Annotated in this window: 14 protein-coding genes; 10 read left to right on the top strand and 4 right to left on the bottom strand. The window is 64.1% G+C overall.

What is annotated here, in order from left to right:
* Window positions 1-109 precede the first annotated feature (109 nt).
* The gene (locus tag ACLI1C_RS03630) at window positions 110-889 is read left to right on the top strand and encodes an SDR family oxidoreductase (RefSeq protein WP_411395492.1); all 780 of its coding nucleotides are present in this window, start codon (window positions 110-112) and stop codon (window positions 887-889) included.
* Here the strand turns inward: ACLI1C_RS03630 and ACLI1C_RS03625 are convergent.
* Entirely contained in the window at window positions 886-2814 is a 1929-nt protein-coding gene (locus ACLI1C_RS03625) for a DUF5054 domain-containing protein (protein WP_411395491.1), read from the bottom strand. The genes ACLI1C_RS03630 and ACLI1C_RS03625 overlap by 4 nt on opposite strands.
* 11 nt (window positions 2815-2825) lie before the next feature.
* Entirely contained in the window at window positions 2826-3866 is a 1041-nt protein-coding gene (locus ACLI1C_RS03620) for a LacI family DNA-binding transcriptional regulator (RefSeq protein ID WP_411395490.1), read from the bottom strand.
* A gap of 296 nt (window positions 3867-4162) precedes the next feature.
* Between ACLI1C_RS03620 and ACLI1C_RS03615 the strand changes: the two genes are divergently transcribed.
* The 7 genes from ACLI1C_RS03615 (at window position 4163) to ACLI1C_RS03585 (ending at window position 12081) form a co-directional block, all read left to right on the top strand.
* The gene (locus ACLI1C_RS03615; protein ID WP_411395489.1) at window positions 4163-5512 is read left to right on the top strand and encodes an extracellular solute-binding protein; all 1350 of its coding nucleotides are present in this window, start codon (window positions 4163-4165) and stop codon (window positions 5510-5512) included.
* A 220-nt stretch (window positions 5513-5732) separates the two neighbouring features.
* A complete protein-coding gene (locus ACLI1C_RS03610) occupies window positions 5733-6677 on the top strand; it encodes a carbohydrate ABC transporter permease (protein WP_411395488.1) in 945 nt (314 codons plus the stop codon).
* 2 nt (window positions 6678-6679) lie between these two features.
* Window positions 6680-7510 carry a carbohydrate ABC transporter permease gene (locus ACLI1C_RS03605; RefSeq protein ID WP_316360401.1) on the top strand — a complete coding sequence of 277 codons (831 nt, stop codon included), beginning with the start codon at window positions 6680-6682 and terminating at the stop codon, window positions 7508-7510.
* A gap of 7 nt (window positions 7511-7517) precedes the next feature.
* Window positions 7518-8645, top strand: coding sequence for an ABC transporter ATP-binding protein (locus tag ACLI1C_RS03600; RefSeq protein ID WP_411395487.1), 1128 nt, complete (start codon window positions 7518-7520; stop codon window positions 8643-8645).
* A gap of 144 nt (window positions 8646-8789) precedes the next feature.
* Window positions 8790-10193 carry a CehA/McbA family metallohydrolase gene (locus ACLI1C_RS03595; RefSeq protein ID WP_411395486.1) on the top strand — a complete coding sequence of 468 codons (1404 nt, stop codon included), beginning with the start codon at window positions 8790-8792 and terminating at the stop codon, window positions 10191-10193.
* A 3-nt stretch (window positions 10194-10196) separates the two neighbouring features.
* A complete protein-coding gene (locus tag ACLI1C_RS03590; protein WP_411395485.1) occupies window positions 10197-11051 on the top strand; it encodes a sugar phosphate isomerase/epimerase family protein in 855 nt (284 codons plus the stop codon).
* A 202-nt stretch (window positions 11052-11253) separates the two neighbouring features.
* Window positions 11254-12081: a Crp/Fnr family transcriptional regulator gene (locus ACLI1C_RS03585; RefSeq protein WP_411395484.1), complete on the top strand. Its 828-nt coding sequence runs from the start codon at window positions 11254-11256 to the stop codon at window positions 12079-12081.
* 101 nt (window positions 12082-12182) lie between these two features.
* On the opposite strand, the gene ACLI1C_RS03580 is transcribed toward ACLI1C_RS03585, so the two are convergent.
* The gene (locus ACLI1C_RS03580) at window positions 12183-12851 is read right to left on the bottom strand and encodes a response regulator (RefSeq protein ID WP_411395483.1); all 669 of its coding nucleotides are present in this window, start codon (window positions 12849-12851) and stop codon (window positions 12183-12185) included.
* A gap of 542 nt (window positions 12852-13393) precedes the next feature.
* Here ACLI1C_RS03580 and ACLI1C_RS03575 point away from each other — a divergent pair.
* A complete protein-coding gene (locus tag ACLI1C_RS03575; RefSeq protein ID WP_411395482.1) occupies window positions 13394-14806 on the top strand; it encodes a sensor histidine kinase in 1413 nt (470 codons plus the stop codon).
* Window positions 14796-15452 (top strand): response regulator, encoded by a 657-nt coding sequence (locus ACLI1C_RS03570; protein WP_411395481.1) that lies wholly within the window; start codon window positions 14796-14798, stop codon window positions 15450-15452. The genes ACLI1C_RS03575 and ACLI1C_RS03570 overlap by 11 nt, the downstream gene beginning before the upstream one ends.
* On the opposite strand, the gene ACLI1C_RS03565 is transcribed toward ACLI1C_RS03570, so the two are convergent.
* Complete coding sequence (locus ACLI1C_RS03565) at window positions 15449-15643, bottom strand: hypothetical protein (protein WP_411395480.1); 195 nt, start codon at window positions 15641-15643, stop codon at window positions 15449-15451. The genes ACLI1C_RS03570 and ACLI1C_RS03565 overlap by 4 nt on opposite strands.
* Window positions 15644-15698 lie beyond the last annotated feature (55 nt).

Below are 15698 nucleotides of genomic sequence, written 5' to 3'. Positions count from 1 at the left end.
GCCTTCTCGCCTAAAATCGCTCCACCGGAGGGATTTTGCCTCCGGCCGGTTCGAAGTAACCAAACGCAGCCCTCTGCGTTCGGCAATGAACCAAGCATCGGAGAGCAGAATGGAATTTGCAGGCAAGGTGGCGCTGGTGACTGGCGCGGGATCGGGCATTGGCAAGGCGACGGCATTGCGACTGGCGGCGGGCGGCGCAAGCATCGTGGCGATCAGCCGGACGCTCAAGGAGGTCGAGCAGACACGCGACGAGATCATCGCCGCAGGCGGCAAGGCGCTGGCGCTGGATGCCGATGTGGCCGACGAGGCGGAAATGCGCCACGTCATCGAGCAGACCATGGCCGATTATGGCCGGCTCGATATCGTCGTCGCCAATGCCGGCATCAACGGCATGTGGGCGCCGATCGACGAATTGACCCCCGATGAATGGGACACGACCATGCAGGTCAACCTGCGTGGCACCTATATGACGCTCCATCTCAGCGTGCCGCATCTGCGCAAGGCGGGCGGCGCGATCATCATCGTCTCCTCGATCAATGGCAACCGCACCTTCACCACGGCCGGCGCCACCGCCTATTCGGCGACCAAGGCGGCGCAGGTGGCCATGGCGCAGCAATTGGCGCTGGAACTGGGCAAGCATGGCATCAGGGTCAATGCGGTCTGCCCCGGCGCCATCGACACCGAGATTTCGGACAATACCAAGAAGCGCAATGTGGACTCCGTGCGCGTACCGGTCCAATGGCCGGAGGGCGACATTCCGATCACCGGCGGCAAGCCGGGCAGCAGCGCGGACGTTGCCGACGTCATCGCCTTCCTCGCCTCCGATGCCGCCCGGCATGTGACGGGCGTGCCCATCTATATCGATGGCGGGCAGTCGCTGCTGCGCTAGCCGGTGATCTCCAGCACGACCCGGAAGGCGACGGTACCCTCCCACCACATGGGGAAATTGGTGCCCCATTTGTTGTTGTAGAGGTTGAAGCGCAGGCCGGCGCGGTAGTCGGGAATGGCGGGCTGGAACGGGATGAAGGGCGCTGCGGCCGGCGCCACGAGCGCCGCGTCGAGCGGAGTCGCGGTGAGCTGGCTGTCGCCCAGCTTTGCGCGCACGGCCGCGACGGCCTGCAGCTGGCCGCCCCCGCGCCGGACGATGTTGTCGCCATCATGCCAGAGGCCCAGCTTGTGCAATTGCCAGGCCTCGGCGCCGGCCGGGGTGAGGGTCAGGAAGCCGGCCTCGGGCATGCGGTTGGCGGGCTTGTCGCGCAGCACCAGGGTGAGCTGGACGCGCTGTGCATCAAGTCCGGTTATGGCCAGTTCCGCCCGCGCGGGGGCGCCGAGCTGGTCGCGGGCGATGGTTGGCAGTGCGCCGATGGCGATGCGGCCGGCGGGGTCGATGCCGAGATGGCTTGGGGTGAAGGCCTCGGTCCGGGCGGTGCGGGCCTGGGCCAGTCCCGGCTTGTCGTGGTCGAGAATCGCCCATTCGTCGCGGTGCTGCAGGTAGCTGTCGAGATGGCGCTGCAGTTCGGTCCAGTCATAGCTCTCATGCCGGTAGCCGAGCAGCGACCCGGTGGCGCCGTCAATGGTCTGGCCGCCGGGCGCGGTGAGGCGGACGATGTCGCCGCTGGCGGCGTCGAGTTCGGCGGTCCAGCCATTGTCGCGCAGGGTCGTGCCGGGCATGGGCGCGGCCGGGGCGGCCGGGGTGAGTTCGGCCAGCGCGGCGTCCGCCGCCTGGCGGTCGGCGGGGGCCAGGGCTTCGAGCGCGGTCGAGATATAGAACCGCTGTTCGGCCCAGGACTGTTCGGCATAGGCAAAGCGATAGTCGCTGCGGCGGGCGGCCTCGAAATCGGGGCGGTCCCAGGCGGTCTCGTCGCGCAGATAGGTCTTGATGTCGACGCCCCAGGTGTGTTCGGCCACCATGGTGAGGCCGCGCCCGAAGGCCTGGCGCTCCGGCGTCAGCCTATCCAAGCCGTCATAGAGCCGCTGCAGGGCGCGGAAACGGGCCAGCTTGAGCGGGTCGCTGGCAGTGCCGTGGATCCAGCTGTCGCCGATCTCCTGGCTCACCACCGGAAACTGCGCACGGCGCGCCCACATTTCGGCGCCGAAGGCATCGAGGGTCGAGGCGACGATGTCGGCCCTGGGCTGGGCATGGCGCAGCGCCCGCAAGGCTTCGACGGTCTGGCCGACGCTCTGGGGGCCGATATTGTCGTTGGTATGGGCAAAGCTCAGGCCCAGGTCGGGGCCGGCGGGAAAGTCGGTCGCACCATAGGAGGCCTGGTACATGACGACGAGTTCGGAGCCGTCCGGCGCCTGCCAGCGGAAGATGGGCGGCACATCGGGGACCGGGCTGGCGGTATTGACGCCCAGATGCAGGAAGCGGATGCCGGCCTCGGCCATGAGCGGCACCATGCCCAGGGTGTGGCCGGGCACGTCCGTCATCTTGGCGGCGATGGTGGTCTTGCCGAAGCGCCGGTCGAGCTCCTGCGCATAGCTCAGGCCGGCGCGGAATAATGCAGGCGACAGCAGCTCGGTATGGGTGGTGAAGGGCAGCGCGTGCCAGGCGATCAACCCGCGTTCGATGGCCCGCTCCAGCCGCGAGACGCGCGCGGCATCCTGGCTGTTGAGATGGTCCCAGATCAGCCAGGCGCCGGTGGTCCAGATGAAGGCGGGACGGTCCGGGTTCTCGGCAAAGAAATGCTCGCCCGTGGCGATGGCCTGGGGGATGAACTGGTCATGATATTGCCGGCGCACCCGCGCCGCATGGTCGGTGAAGCCGATGTCGAGATGTGTCTTGAAGACCAGGTGAATGCGCTTGTCGGTCATGGAAGGTCCGGTCAGCCCACCGTGCCGCGCACGACGAGCCTGGTTTGCAGGGTTTCCTGCAGCGCGGGCGCAGCGGGATTGTTGAGCCGCCGCAGGATCAGCCGGACCAGGGCGCGCACGCGCTCCTCGAGGTCGAACTTGACGGTGGTGAGGTTGTAGCTTTTCCAGTGCGACTGGGCGATGTCGTCGAAGCCGACGACCTTGACGTCCTCGGGGACGCGCAGGCCCAACTCGTGCCGCAGCGCGTCGAGCACGCCGAAGGCGCCGACGTCGTTGGCGGCAAAGATGGCATCCGCCCCCTGCCCGATGCGGAACAGGTCCAGCGTGGCGGCATAGGCCATGTCATAGCTGTAGTCGCTGGGGGCGATGACCGGCGGCGGCAGGCCGCGCTCGGCCATTACCGTGCGCAGCATCTGCTCGCGGGCGGTATTGGCGCGTGACTTGCCCAGGCCCGAAACATAGGCGATGCGCTGCGCGCCATAGCCCTGCAACAGCGCCACCGCCTGCTCGATGCCGGCGCGCTGCAGCACGTTGAGCCGGTCATGCAGCGGCCCGGCTTCCGCGTCGTCGGTTTCCCCGGGATAGGGATAGTGCACATAGATCGGCACGGCCCGATCGAGAAAGCGCGCCAGCGTCGTCGGCTTGACGTTCTCGACGAAGGCGATCACCGAATCCGGATTGAAGCCGCGCATATAGGCGAGCAGCTTTTCGTCCATGCTGTAGTCGGTGCGCGTCTTGAACAGCAGGGTGGCGAAACCCTCGTTCTGCAAGGCCGTGGTCAGGGCGTCGATTTCCTGGCTTTCCCAGTGGCTGCAGACATCGGGCACGATGACACCCACGAGGTGCGATCGACCGCTGACCAAAGCGCGGGCAGCGCGGTCGGGGGTGTAATTCAGCTCCTGGGCGATGCGCAGGATGAGGTCGCGCTTTTCGGGCTTGAGCGAGGTGTGGGGGTTGAAGGCGCGCGATACCGCCACGCGCGAGACATTGGCGCGCCGGGCCACCATCTCCGCGGTGGCGCGTCCGCGGGTCATGCCGCTGTCATCGCTCAACTGCCCCTCCCGTCACCGCTGCGTGTGAAATCGTGTTCAAATCTCTGACCCCGAGCCAGCAAACTGTCAAGCCGCCGCTTTGGCCAAACTGTCCACCAAATCCGCCGATTTGTCATAGAAACGTTGCAGAAGGCTGGCAAAGCTGGCGCGCATTTTCAGTGCAGACCGTCCGTCGCGAATTCTCCGCATTGACGGAAAGTGAAAACGTGTTCATTCTTTGATGGCTACTCCCCGCCCGGGGAGGCCAAAGCCGGCTACCGGAGAATTCGGAGCCATACCATGGGAGGAATTTTGCGATGAGCAATCGTCTGCGCAGCCTTGCGCTCAGCCTGATCGGCGCCACGGCCTTTGTCGGCCCCGCTTTCGCCGTCGACCTGGACATTACCTGCCGCTGCGTCATCGGCGGGGTCAATAGCGGCACGGCCGAGTGGATCGAGAACAGCGTCATCCCGGCTTTCGAAGCCGCCAATCCCGACATCAACGTCAATCTCAACCAGTTCGGCGGCGAAGACGCCCAGCTCACCCAGCAGCTGGCGCTCGACTTCTCCACTGGCGCCGGTCCCGACGTCACCGCCTTTGACGGCTTCCTGATCCCCAGCTTCGTGGAAGGCGGGCTGCTCAAGCCGCTCGACGAAGTTGCCGGCCCCGAAGTCAATGACTGGTCCGGCTGGGCCGCGCTGTCGGATGGCTCCAAGGCCCTGATGCAGTATCAGGACAAGTATTATGGCATCCCGCTGGGCACCGACGTGCGCATGATCCATACGCGCAAGGATATCCTGGCCGAAGCCGGCATCGACGCCGACACCTGGCAGCCCACCTCGTGGGAAGAGATTCTCGATGCCGCCCGCGCCATCAAGAAGATCAAGCCGGACAGCTTCCCGATCCAGCTCAATGCCGGCGTCGCCATGGGCGAAGCCACCACCATGCAAGGCTATTGGCTGGCGCTGCTGGGCACGGGCGAGACCGTCATGGACGAGAACGGCAAGTATATCGTCTCGAGCCAGGGCATTCTCGACACGCTCAACCTCTACAAGACCATCTATGTCGACGAGCAGCTTGGCGACCAGCGCGCGCAGCTGCTGGCCGATGGCCGCAACCGCTCCTTCGCCAATTTCCGCGATGGCGTGACGGCCCTGCTGTTCGAGGGTGACTATTTCTATCGTTCGGTGACGCCGGAAGGCTCCGAATTCGCCGTGGCCAACCGCGACGAAGTCATGGGCTGGGCCAAGGTGCCGGCCAAGCAGCCCGGCGCCGGCATTCGCGGCCAGGATTTCGTCACCATTTCGGGCGGCACGGGCTTCGTGCTCAATCCGGCGACCGATGCACCCAAGGAAGCCTGGGCCCTGCTCTCGTTCATGAACGAGCCCGAGATGCAGAATGCCTTCCAGGCGATCCAGCCGCGCATCACCGCCCGCACGGATATCGAAATCCCCAACAGCCCGTTCCTGACCGAAACCAGCCAGACCCTTCTGCCGCTGACCACCGCCCGTCCCAATGACGAGAATTACAATGTCGTCTCGGCGGAAATCCAGCGCATGACGGAAGCCGTGGTTTCGGGCGAGCTGTCGCCGGAAGAGGCCATGGCCCAGTACAAGGCCTCGGTCATCGGCATTGTCGGCGAAGAGAACACCGTCAGCCTGCTGTAACGTCCCAGTCCTGCGCCGGCGCCCCCGGGTGCCGGCGCATCCTTTCACCACCGGCCGGGCAGAAGGCCCCTCCGACTCTCTCCCCGAGGGAGCGGTGGGAGTGCTGGCCTCGACCGTCCTTCACCTCTCCCTCTGGGGGAGAGGTCGGCGCGCAGCGCCGGGTGAGGGGGCCTTGCCGCAAGGGGGGCAGATTGCGCTCATTGAGGGTTAGAAGAACACCATGACGACCGAGCCCATCATCGAGACCAAACCCAAGCGCAGGGTCAAGAATTTTGCCCTCCTGTCCAACCGGGCGGGCGCAATGTTTCTGACGCCGGCGGGCCTGTTGGTCTCGGTCTTCGTCATCGTGCCCTTCTTCTGGGTCATTTTCGTTTCCTTCACCAACCGGACGCTGCTGGGCAGTACGGCGCTCAATCCCGAATTTGTCGGGCTGGCCAATTATTTCGCGCTGTTCGATGGCTCCAATTTCTTCCAGCGCGGGCAGTTCGGCTTCTCGCTGATCCTGACCACGCAATTCGTGCTGGCTTCGGCCCTGCTCGGCCAGGCCCTGCTGGGGCTGTTGCTGGCCTGGCTGATCCAGACCGTGCCGCCCGCCGTCAAGCGGCTGACCGAGACCTTTGTCATCGCCGCCTGGATCCTGCCCGAAGTGGTGATCGGCTTTGCCTGGTTCGCCTTTCTCGATCGCGACCAGGGAACGCTCAATGCCCTGCTCGGCACAGTGGGCCTGCCGCCAGGCGATTTCCTGCTGCAGCAACCGTTCTGGGTCATCGTGGTGTTCAACACCTGGCGCGGCGCGGCCTTCTCGATGATGCTGTTCAGTTCGGCCTTTTCGTCGATCCCGCCCAGCTATTTCCAGGCCGCCGACGTGGCCGGCGCCTCGTCATGGCAGAAGTTCAAGGATATCGGCCTGCCGCTGATCCGCGGGCATATCGTCACCGACCTCATCCTGATCACCATGTGGACGTTCAACACCTTCACGCCCTTCCTGCTCACCAATGGCGGGCCGAGCTACCGCACGGAACTGGTGTCGATCTACAATTACCGCGTCGCCTTCAACGACTTCCAGTTCGGCAAGGGTGCGGCCGTGGGCGTCATCATGATGCTGATCAACCTCGCCTTTGCGCTGATCTATCTCAGCATCGGCCGCAAGAAAAAGGTGCGATGACCATGAAGCTCACCCTGCCCGCCTTCATCGGCCGCATCGCCTTCTCGGCCCTGGCCGCGCTGATCGGCGCCGCCTTCGCCCTGCCGCTGCTGTGGTTCCTGTTCGCCCCGTTCAATGCGCGGGCAGAGCTGGGGCTGGCCATTCCCGACCCGTGGACGCTGTCCAATTTCGTCACCGTCTTCGGCAACAGCTTTGCCGTGCAGGCGCTGTGGAACAGCCTCATCCAGTCGGTGGGCGGGGTGATCCTGGTCGGTGCCGCGGCAACGCTGGCGGCCTATGCGCTGTCGCGCTCGTCGCTGCCGGGCAAGGGCGCTGTCACCTATATCCTGCTGCTGTTTTCCTCGGTCGTGTCGGGGTCGGCGGCCATGGTGCCGATCTTTCTCATCGTCTCCGCCGCCGGGCTGATCGACACCCATCTTGCGGTCATCCTGACCTTTGCCGGCGGGCTGCTGCCCACCGCCATGTTCATCCTGCGCGACTTCATCGATTCCATCCCCAAATCCTACGAGGAAAGCGCCATGGTCGCCGGCGCCTCGCCCGTCCAGGCCTTCTTCGACGTGGCCCTGCCGGTGATCCGGCCCGGCATCGTCGTCGTGGTGGTCTGGGGTTTCGTCAACATCTGGGGGAGCTTTCTCATCCCCTTCATCCTCTTGCGCAGCGACGACCAGATGCCGGCATCGGTGGCCATCTACTCCTTCTATTCGGAGGCGGGCACGCCCATCGTGACCCTCTTGGCCGCCTATTCGCTCATCTACTCGCTTCCCGTCATCGCCCTTTATCTCTTCGTCAGCTGGAAGTTCGGCTTCCGGTTCTTTGGCGGCATCAAGGCCTAATCCAGTCATGGCATCAGTCGAATTCAGCAACGTCACCAAGATCTTCGGCAACTTCAACGCCGTGTCGGATGTGAGTTTTTCCATTGGCGATGGCGAGTTCGTCTGCCTGCTCGGCCCCTCGGGCTGCGGCAAGACCACGAGCCTGCGCATGATAGCGGGGCTCGAAACGCCGACCTCGGGCAAGGTGCTGATCGGTGGCGAGGACGTGACCCACTACCATCCCAAGGATCGCCAGATTTCCATGGTGTTCCAGGATTATGCGCTCTATCCGCATATGAACCTGGCCGACAATATTGCCTATCCGCTCAAGGTGCGCGGCAAGTCGGTGACCGAGCGGCACGGCCGCGCCAAGGAAGTCGCCGACGTGCTCAAGATCGGCCATCTCCTCGACCGCCTGCCCAGCCAGATTTCGGGCGGACAGCAGCAGCGCACCTCGCTGGCGCGGGCCCTGGTCTATCCGAGCCAGGTCTATCTCTTCGACGAGCCGCTCTCCAATCTCGACGCCAAGCTGCGGCTCGAAGCGCGCGGCTTTCTCAACCACCTGCAGCGCGACATGGGCATGACGGCCGTCTATGTGACCCATGACCAGGCGGAGGCCATGGCGCTGGCCACCCGCATCGCGGTGATGGACCAGGGCAAGATCGTGCAATATGCCTCGCCCATAGAAATCTATCGCCGGCCGGCCACCACCTTCGTCGCCAGTTTCGTCGGCAACCCGCCGATGAACCTGGTGCCGGTCGAGGCCGTGCAGGGCGATGGGCAGCTGCGCCCGTCCGCCGATGGGCTGGTGCTGGGGGGCCTTGCCATGTCGTCGGGCATCGGCACGGCGCTGGGCGCCGGCAAGTCACTGACGCTGGGCATACGGCCCGAGCATCTGGCGATTGCCGAGCCGGGCGCCGCCAACACCATTTCGGGCAAGCTCTTCGCCAATGAGAATATGGGCCCTGAAAGCCTCGTCACCATCGAGCGCCCCGACGGTTCGCGCGTCACCGCCCGCATCTTCACCGATGACCATATCGCGCTGGACCAGGCGGTGACGCTGAGCTTTTCGAGCGAGCATGTGCATCTGTTCGACGGCGCGGGGAACCGCATTCCGGCCGATGGGGAAACGCCCCTTTCGTCCCTCTCCCCTTGAGGGAGAGGGTGGATCGCGCGAAGCGCGAGACGGGTGAGGGGTGCCGGCCTCACAGACAGCACTCGGATGGGAAGGCACCCCTCATCCGCCCCTGCGGGGCACCTTCTCCCTCAAGGGGAGAAGGAAGAAAGGGCAAATCCACCAATGACCACCATAACCGCCCGCATCACCCGCGCCGACCAGGCCGCCAATCCCTATTTCTACGTGCCTTTCGACGTGCCCGAAGGCACGACGCGGATCGATGTCACCCTCGCCTACCCAAAGGCCGAGGACTGCGTCATTGACCTGGGCGCCTTTGATCCGCGCGACACGGGTTATCCGACCCGTGAGGGCTTTCGCGGCTGGAGCGGGGGGGCGCGCGACCGCTTCTTCATCGCCACCGACGATGCGACACCCGGCTATGTGCATGGCGTGATCCAGCCGGGACGCTGGACGGTGATCCTGGGGCTCTACAGGGTTCCCGAAGCGGGCACCGATGTCAGCGTCACCATCGCGCTCGATACGGCGCCGCGCGCACTGGAGCCGCAGCCGGAACGGCGCTTACCGGTGCGCCGGCAGGCAGGCTGGTATCGCGGCGACCTGCACTGCCACACCTTTCATTCCGACGCCAAGGGCTCGCCCGAATTGCTGCATGCGGCGGCACGGCAGGCCGGCCTCGATTTCCTCGCCATTGCCGACCACAACACCACCACGCAGCGCCGCTATTTCCACCCCCAGTCTTCGCCCGAACTGGTCTTCGTGCGCGCCATGGAGGTGACCACGGCCGAGGGGCACGCCAACGTCTATGGCGTGGATGACTGGATCGATTTCCGCATGACACGCCGGGCCGATGCCCACACGCTGGCGCGACTGGTGCATGAGAGGGGCGGGCTGCTCTCGATCAACCACGACAAGCCGCCGATTGCCTGGGAATATGAACTGCCCGAGGCGGATTGCCAGGAAGTCTGGCAGAGCACCTGGATGGCCTGGAACTGGATCGCGCTGGAGCGCTGGCAGCAGCGCCTCGTGTCGGGGCTGCGCCTGTCGGCCATTGGCGGCTCGGATTATCACCAGCCGGCGCAGCTGATGCCGGAGGGGCCGCTGGTGCTGGCGCGGCCGACCACAGTCTTGTGGCTGCCCGAACTCTCGGAAGACGCGATCCTTGCCGCCATGAAGGCCGGCCAGGGCTATGTCACCGAAAGCCCCACCGGCCCGGCGCTGGTGATGACAGTGGATGGCCAGCCCATGGGCTCGAGTGTCGCGGCACCGCGCCTGGCGCGCGTCGAGATCAGGGGCGCCAAGGGCGACCGGCTGGTCTGGATCGATGCCAGCGGCAATATCGGCACGGCGCTGATCGCGGCCGACGAATGGTCGCATGACTTCGCGCTTGGCCATGCCAAGGGCTTTATCCGCGCCGAAATCGTGGCCGAGGCCAGCCGTGAGCGGCTGGGAGCCGAATTCCTCGCCTTGATCGAAGGACGCGAGCTGCCCTGGCAGTTGCGGGGCGTCAACCTGGCCGACCAGGCGATCCGTCGCGCCCTCGGCAATCCCGTCTATATCGAGGGCTGAGCCATGCTGATCGCCAATGCGCCCTGCTCCTGGGGTGTCGCCTATCCCACCGGCAATGCCGTCACCTGGCAGCGCTATCTCGATGAAGTGGCCGAGGCCGGCTATCGCGGCACCGAGCTCGGTCCTTTCGGCTTCCTGCCCAAGGATCCGGCCGTGCTGCAGGATGAGCTGGCCAGGCGCGACCTGGTGATGATCGGGGCCACCCATGTCCACACCCTGGGCGACGCGACCTCCGGCCCCGTCCTGATGCAGACGCTGGGCGAGCTGGCGCCCCTGCTGGTATCGCTCGGCGCGCGGCACCTCGTAATCATGGATGAGAGCAATTTCTATCCCAGGGGCCAGGAAGGCGTGCTCGACGCCGCGGGCTGGGCCGGGCTGACGCGCATGGTGCGCGACGTCCAGGCTTTGGTCGAGGGCGAGCATGGGCTCAAGCTCAGCTTTCATCCCCATATCGGCACCGCCGTCGAGCGCGAAAGCCAGATCGACCGATTGCTGGACGAGACGGACATCGATCTCTGCTTCGACACCGGCCACCATGCCTTCTGGGACCAGGACCCGCTGGCCTATATGAAACGCGTCTTTCCCCGCATCGCCTATATGCATCTCAAGAATGTCGATGGCGCGGTGCGCCAGCGCGTGCTCGACGGGCAGCTTTCGATCGCGGAGTCCTATGGCGCGGGCGTCATGTGCCCCCTGCCCGATGGCGTGGTCGATATCAGGGCGGTCATGCAGCTGCTCGCCGATCGCGGCTTTAGCGGCCCGATCGTGGTCGAGCAGGACGTGGCGAAAAATGCCGCCGAAACGCCGCTGCAGCTGGCAGCCCGGAACCTCGCCTATATGCAGGTTATCGCCGGCTGATCCTGTTCATTCACCGGTCAGGGTCGCGGCGAAAACGTGGCGGCGAGGCCATCCAGGGACCAAGGTCTGATGGCGTCAGCGACCAACGTCCTCGGCAAACTGATGCATTGGTCTGAATAATGGCGGGACCTATGTGAATAGTGAGAGGAGGCCTTTCCAGTCTAGAAATAGTATTCATGATCTGGAATGACAGGATAGACCGATGAAACGCCCCTTTGTGGTCAGCACCGAGAATCCTGTCGAACAGCAGCCTGACGCCTCCGGCGCGGGCAGCCTCATGACCGAAAAATTCGGTCCACCCGCCCATATCCGCCGCTTTTCGCGCGGCGACACGATCTGGGAGCCGGGCCTGGCGGCTATTGTCGGCTATATTGTCAAGGGGACAGTAAAGCTCGTCACCTGCCTGCCAGACGGACGCACCAACATTGTCAGCATTATCGAAGCACCCGGCTTTATTGGTCGCATCTTCGGCGTAACCACCGAGTTTACAATCGAAGCCGCCACCGACGTCGTCGTCGCCTGCTTCGATCCTGCCACCTTCGAGGCCCGCCTCGCCGAAAGCCAGGAGCTGGAACACTTCATCCACATGCAAAACCTCTATCAACTCGACGAGGCGCATGAACGCATCATCGTCCTGGCCTGCCAGAGCATTGCCGAGCGCATGGCCACCTTCATGGCGCTGCGCCTCGTGACAGAGGAAGTGCGAGGGGGCGGAATGCGCGACGATGTGGTGCGTGTGCTGCTCAACCGGCGCGACTTCGCGGCCTATCTGGGGACGACAGTCGAGACCGTCAGCCGGACTATCCAGGCGCTGGTCCGGCGCGGGACGATCAGCATCATCGACAATGCCACATTCCGGGTCTTGCGGCGCAGCGACCTGTTCCGGGTCGCCCGGCAGGACGAACATGACCTGGTTGAAATGGTCCGCAGCCGCGGCCCCCATGCGCGCGAGCTTGTCGCCTATTCGCAGCCGGCCGTGCGGTCGGCGCCTCGCCGCGCTTCGCATGCCTTGCAGGTCGCGGCCGAGTAAAGCCCGGCCCCTGCAGCATGCATCTTCAAGTTTTCTGGTGCCAAGACCAAGCATGGGCACGGGTTGCAGCCCGCGACGCGTGCCCTCTTGTCGGAGCGGGCCTAACGCCGCGCTGCGGTCTCGCTATCCTGGTTCTGGCGGGCGGCGATGACGACTTCCACCCGGTTGCGCGCCTTGAGCTTGGCCATCAGCCCCGTCATGTAGTGCTTGACCGTCTTCTCGCTGATGCGCAATTCGGCAGCGATCTCGCGATTGGTGCGGGCCTGCATGAGATGGCCGACAATCTGCTGCTCGCGGACGTTGAGCTTGATCGCCTCGTTCAGGGCCTGCTTCCGGGCCCGGTCGCGCAGGCCATTCATCACCTGGCTGGCATATTCCCGGGTCACGAACATCTGGCCGGACATGACCATGTCGATCGCTTCGAACAGTTCCGAAGACGGACTGCCCTTGAGCACAAACCCGGTGGCGCCGGCATCGAGCGCCTTCAATGCAGAGTCGATACTGCAATAGGCGGTGAATACGACAACCTTGGTTTGCGGCGCGGTGGCCACGATCTGGGCAATGGTGCGAAACACGTCGCCCGGCATGCTCAGATCCATGACGATCACGTCGGGCGCGAGGGTCTTGACCAGCTCCATGCTGGCGTCGGCACAGTCGGCCTGACCGATGATCTTGTGACGGGCGCTGCTCGAGAACAGCGAGATCATGCCCGCGAGCAAGACAGGATGGTCGTCGGCCACTGCTAGGGTAATTAAGCTATTCTGGTTCATCAGCAAAATCGCCTTGGCGCCTGCCTGATTTCAATTCCCCGACTATACTTGGTAATTAACGAACGGTAAATTCCATTGTCAGGAAAATGAGGGTTGTGATTAACGCGCGGATGGAACAACGACGAATGGATATACAATAAAACATGACAGCACTGCTTACGCTTCCGGCCTATCCCGTCTATGTGGATTGAGCCCCCGCTCCCAGCCGGCATTCCCCAGGTGACTACCAAGGCAGTCTCCAAGTCCACCAGTGTGCGCCGGTGCAGGCCTATGCGTCAGGTCGAAAGGTCCGACGACCTGTGGGGATTAAAGTCGACGGCATTTCCAGACCTTCGGACGCCGAAAAACTGGACTTTCGACCAGTCTCTGCAGCCAGAACCGGAGAACAGCCCATTCCATTGGCCCGCCTGAGTATTTTCAGCCCCAGTTCTCCCCTGCGAGACGCAAATGGTGCGTTGCCCTTGGTCTGTTCGAATGATTAGCTGGCTGTACATAGGGAGGGCGCCAGAAAGCCTCCGCGGGCCGTGCGCTGGGACATCGGGATGATCGACTTGCTCGGTCGTCGGAAAGAATGGGAGCAGCGCTGGGACGGGCTTGGCCTGTCCCAGAAGTTTGTGGCCGCCGGCGCGGCCTTCACCGTCGCGGCGATGCTGCTGTGCGGCCTCATTACTACGACAGTGATGACCGATAACATCGTGCAGCGCCGTGGCGCGGCGATCGCTATCGGCACCAGCTATATCATTTCATCAGCCGTGCCAGACCTGGACCAGGGTGCACTGGATGATACGGCGCGCGAGCGGCTCGACGCGCTGATGGCCGATGAGGTCTTCGCCACCCAGTTCCCCTATCTGGACCTGTGGCTGCCCGATGGGACCATCATCTATTCCAACAGCCCCGGCGCTACGGGCCGCCAGATGGCCCTGCCCGCGCCGGTGAGCAAGGCCATGGCGGGTGACGTCGTGGTGGAATTCTCCGACATCGATTCACCCGACCATCTGCAGCGCGGCTTCGCAGACGACTTCGTCGAAGTCTATTTCCCGATCCGTGACAAGGAGACGGGCGAGGTTGCGGCCGTGGCCGAGCTGCGCGAAATTACCCGCCCGCTGGAAGAGGCATTGTGGACCCTGACCATTGCGACCTGGGCGACCGTGGCGGTCGTGTCCATTGTCGTAATGCTGGGCCTGTTCGGCATCGTTGCCGAGGGGAGCCGCACGATCGAGCGCCAGCAGCGCACCTTGTCCAAGCGCCTGAAACTGACGCATGCACGCTCTGCCCACCTGCGTCAGCTCAAGGAAGATGCGGTTCGCGCCTCGCGCAGCGTCACGGAACTGACCGATCTCCACCTGAGGACGGTTGGAACCGATCTTCATGACGGGCCGGCTCAGACGATCAGCTTTGCGATGCTGAAGCTGGAGCAGGTCCGTCGCGCGTCGAAGGCGGTGGAGCGCAGTTCGGCCGTCGCGGAAGTCGAGGATGCCCTGTCGGGTGCCCTCAGGGAAATTCGCGCCATTGCGATGGATTTCGTGCTGCCGGACATTGCCGATCTCAACCTGCTGCAAGTGATCGAGCACGCCGTGAGCCAGCATATGCGGCGCACGGGGCTCACCGTTTCCGTGGACACAAGGGTCGAACCGGTTCATGTTGAGCCCGAGGTCGCGATCTGCGTATTCCGCTTTATCCAGGAGGGCCTCAACAACGCCTTTCATCATGGCCTGCCCGAGGGGCAGACGGCAGTAGCCTCTTTGCAAGGGGGGGTGCTCAAGCTATCGATCAGCAACTATTACATTCCAGGCGAGCGCTCGACACACGCGAACCACCAGGGCCTCGGGCTCTACGGATTGCGGGCACGCGTGCAGAGCGTCGGCGGCAGCTTCACATTCGTGCAAGAAAACGGCCAGACACGACTGGAAATGTGGCTGCGCGGCGTCACCGCTGGTGGCCGAGATGACTACTGAACCGATCAGGGTTGTCGTCGTCGACGACCATCCCATGTTCCGTGCAGGGTTGATTCAGGCGATCACCACGGAAGGTGAGTTCACCGTTGTTGGCGAGGGGAGCAGTGCGGCCGAGGCCGTGGAGCTGGTGCGCAGCCTCCGGCCCAATGTGTTGCTGCTCGATTCCCGGATGTCTGACAGCGGCATCGAGCGGATCGGGGAAATCCTGGCCGTCTACCCCGAGCTCAGGATTGTCATGGTCACAGCCTCCGGCGACGAAGGCGACGTCGCCAGGGCGCTTGACGCCGGGGTATCGGGATATGTGCTCAAGGGCACGACGGCCACAGAGATGTGCAAGATCCTGCGGTCCATCGTGGCGGGGGAGAACTATATCGCGCCCGACCTGATGAAGGGGCTCTGGGGCGCACTCAAGACCAGGACCCGGCAGGCCGAAGACGACGCCAAACTCTCAAAGCGCGAGGCGGAAGTCCTGCAGCTGCTGGCGCGCGGGATGAACAACCGGGAAATCGGGTTGAAGCTGGACGTGACCGAGAAGACGGTGAAATTTCATCTCTCGAACGTCTTTGCCAAGCTGCATGTGCGCAACCGGGTCGAGGCCAGCATCATTGCCCGCCGGATCTGGCCGGAGCTGACCGGCAAGGACTAGGTCAGCAGGTTCCACATGGCGTAGCCGGTGATGAGAACCACCAGCCAAACGGCCAGTGCCAGCCCAAGGATAACCCAGCCGCGCGGCACCTGCCGGGGTGGCTCGGTTGTCAGGGGAAGGGCTTCCGTCGTCCTGGGCATTTCAGGGTCGCCGTCATGTTTGGTCATCTGGGTGCAGGCTAGATGGATCATCGGAGCGCTTCATCAGACCAAGGTCTGATGGTTATCCAGGCCAAGGCCGTGATGT

It is taken from the genome of Devosia sp. XGJD_8 (genome assembly GCF_046614475.1).
Taxonomy (GTDB): Bacteria; Pseudomonadota; Alphaproteobacteria; order Rhizobiales; family Devosiaceae; genus Devosia.
This window is presented reverse-complemented; position numbering and strand designations above follow the sequence as displayed.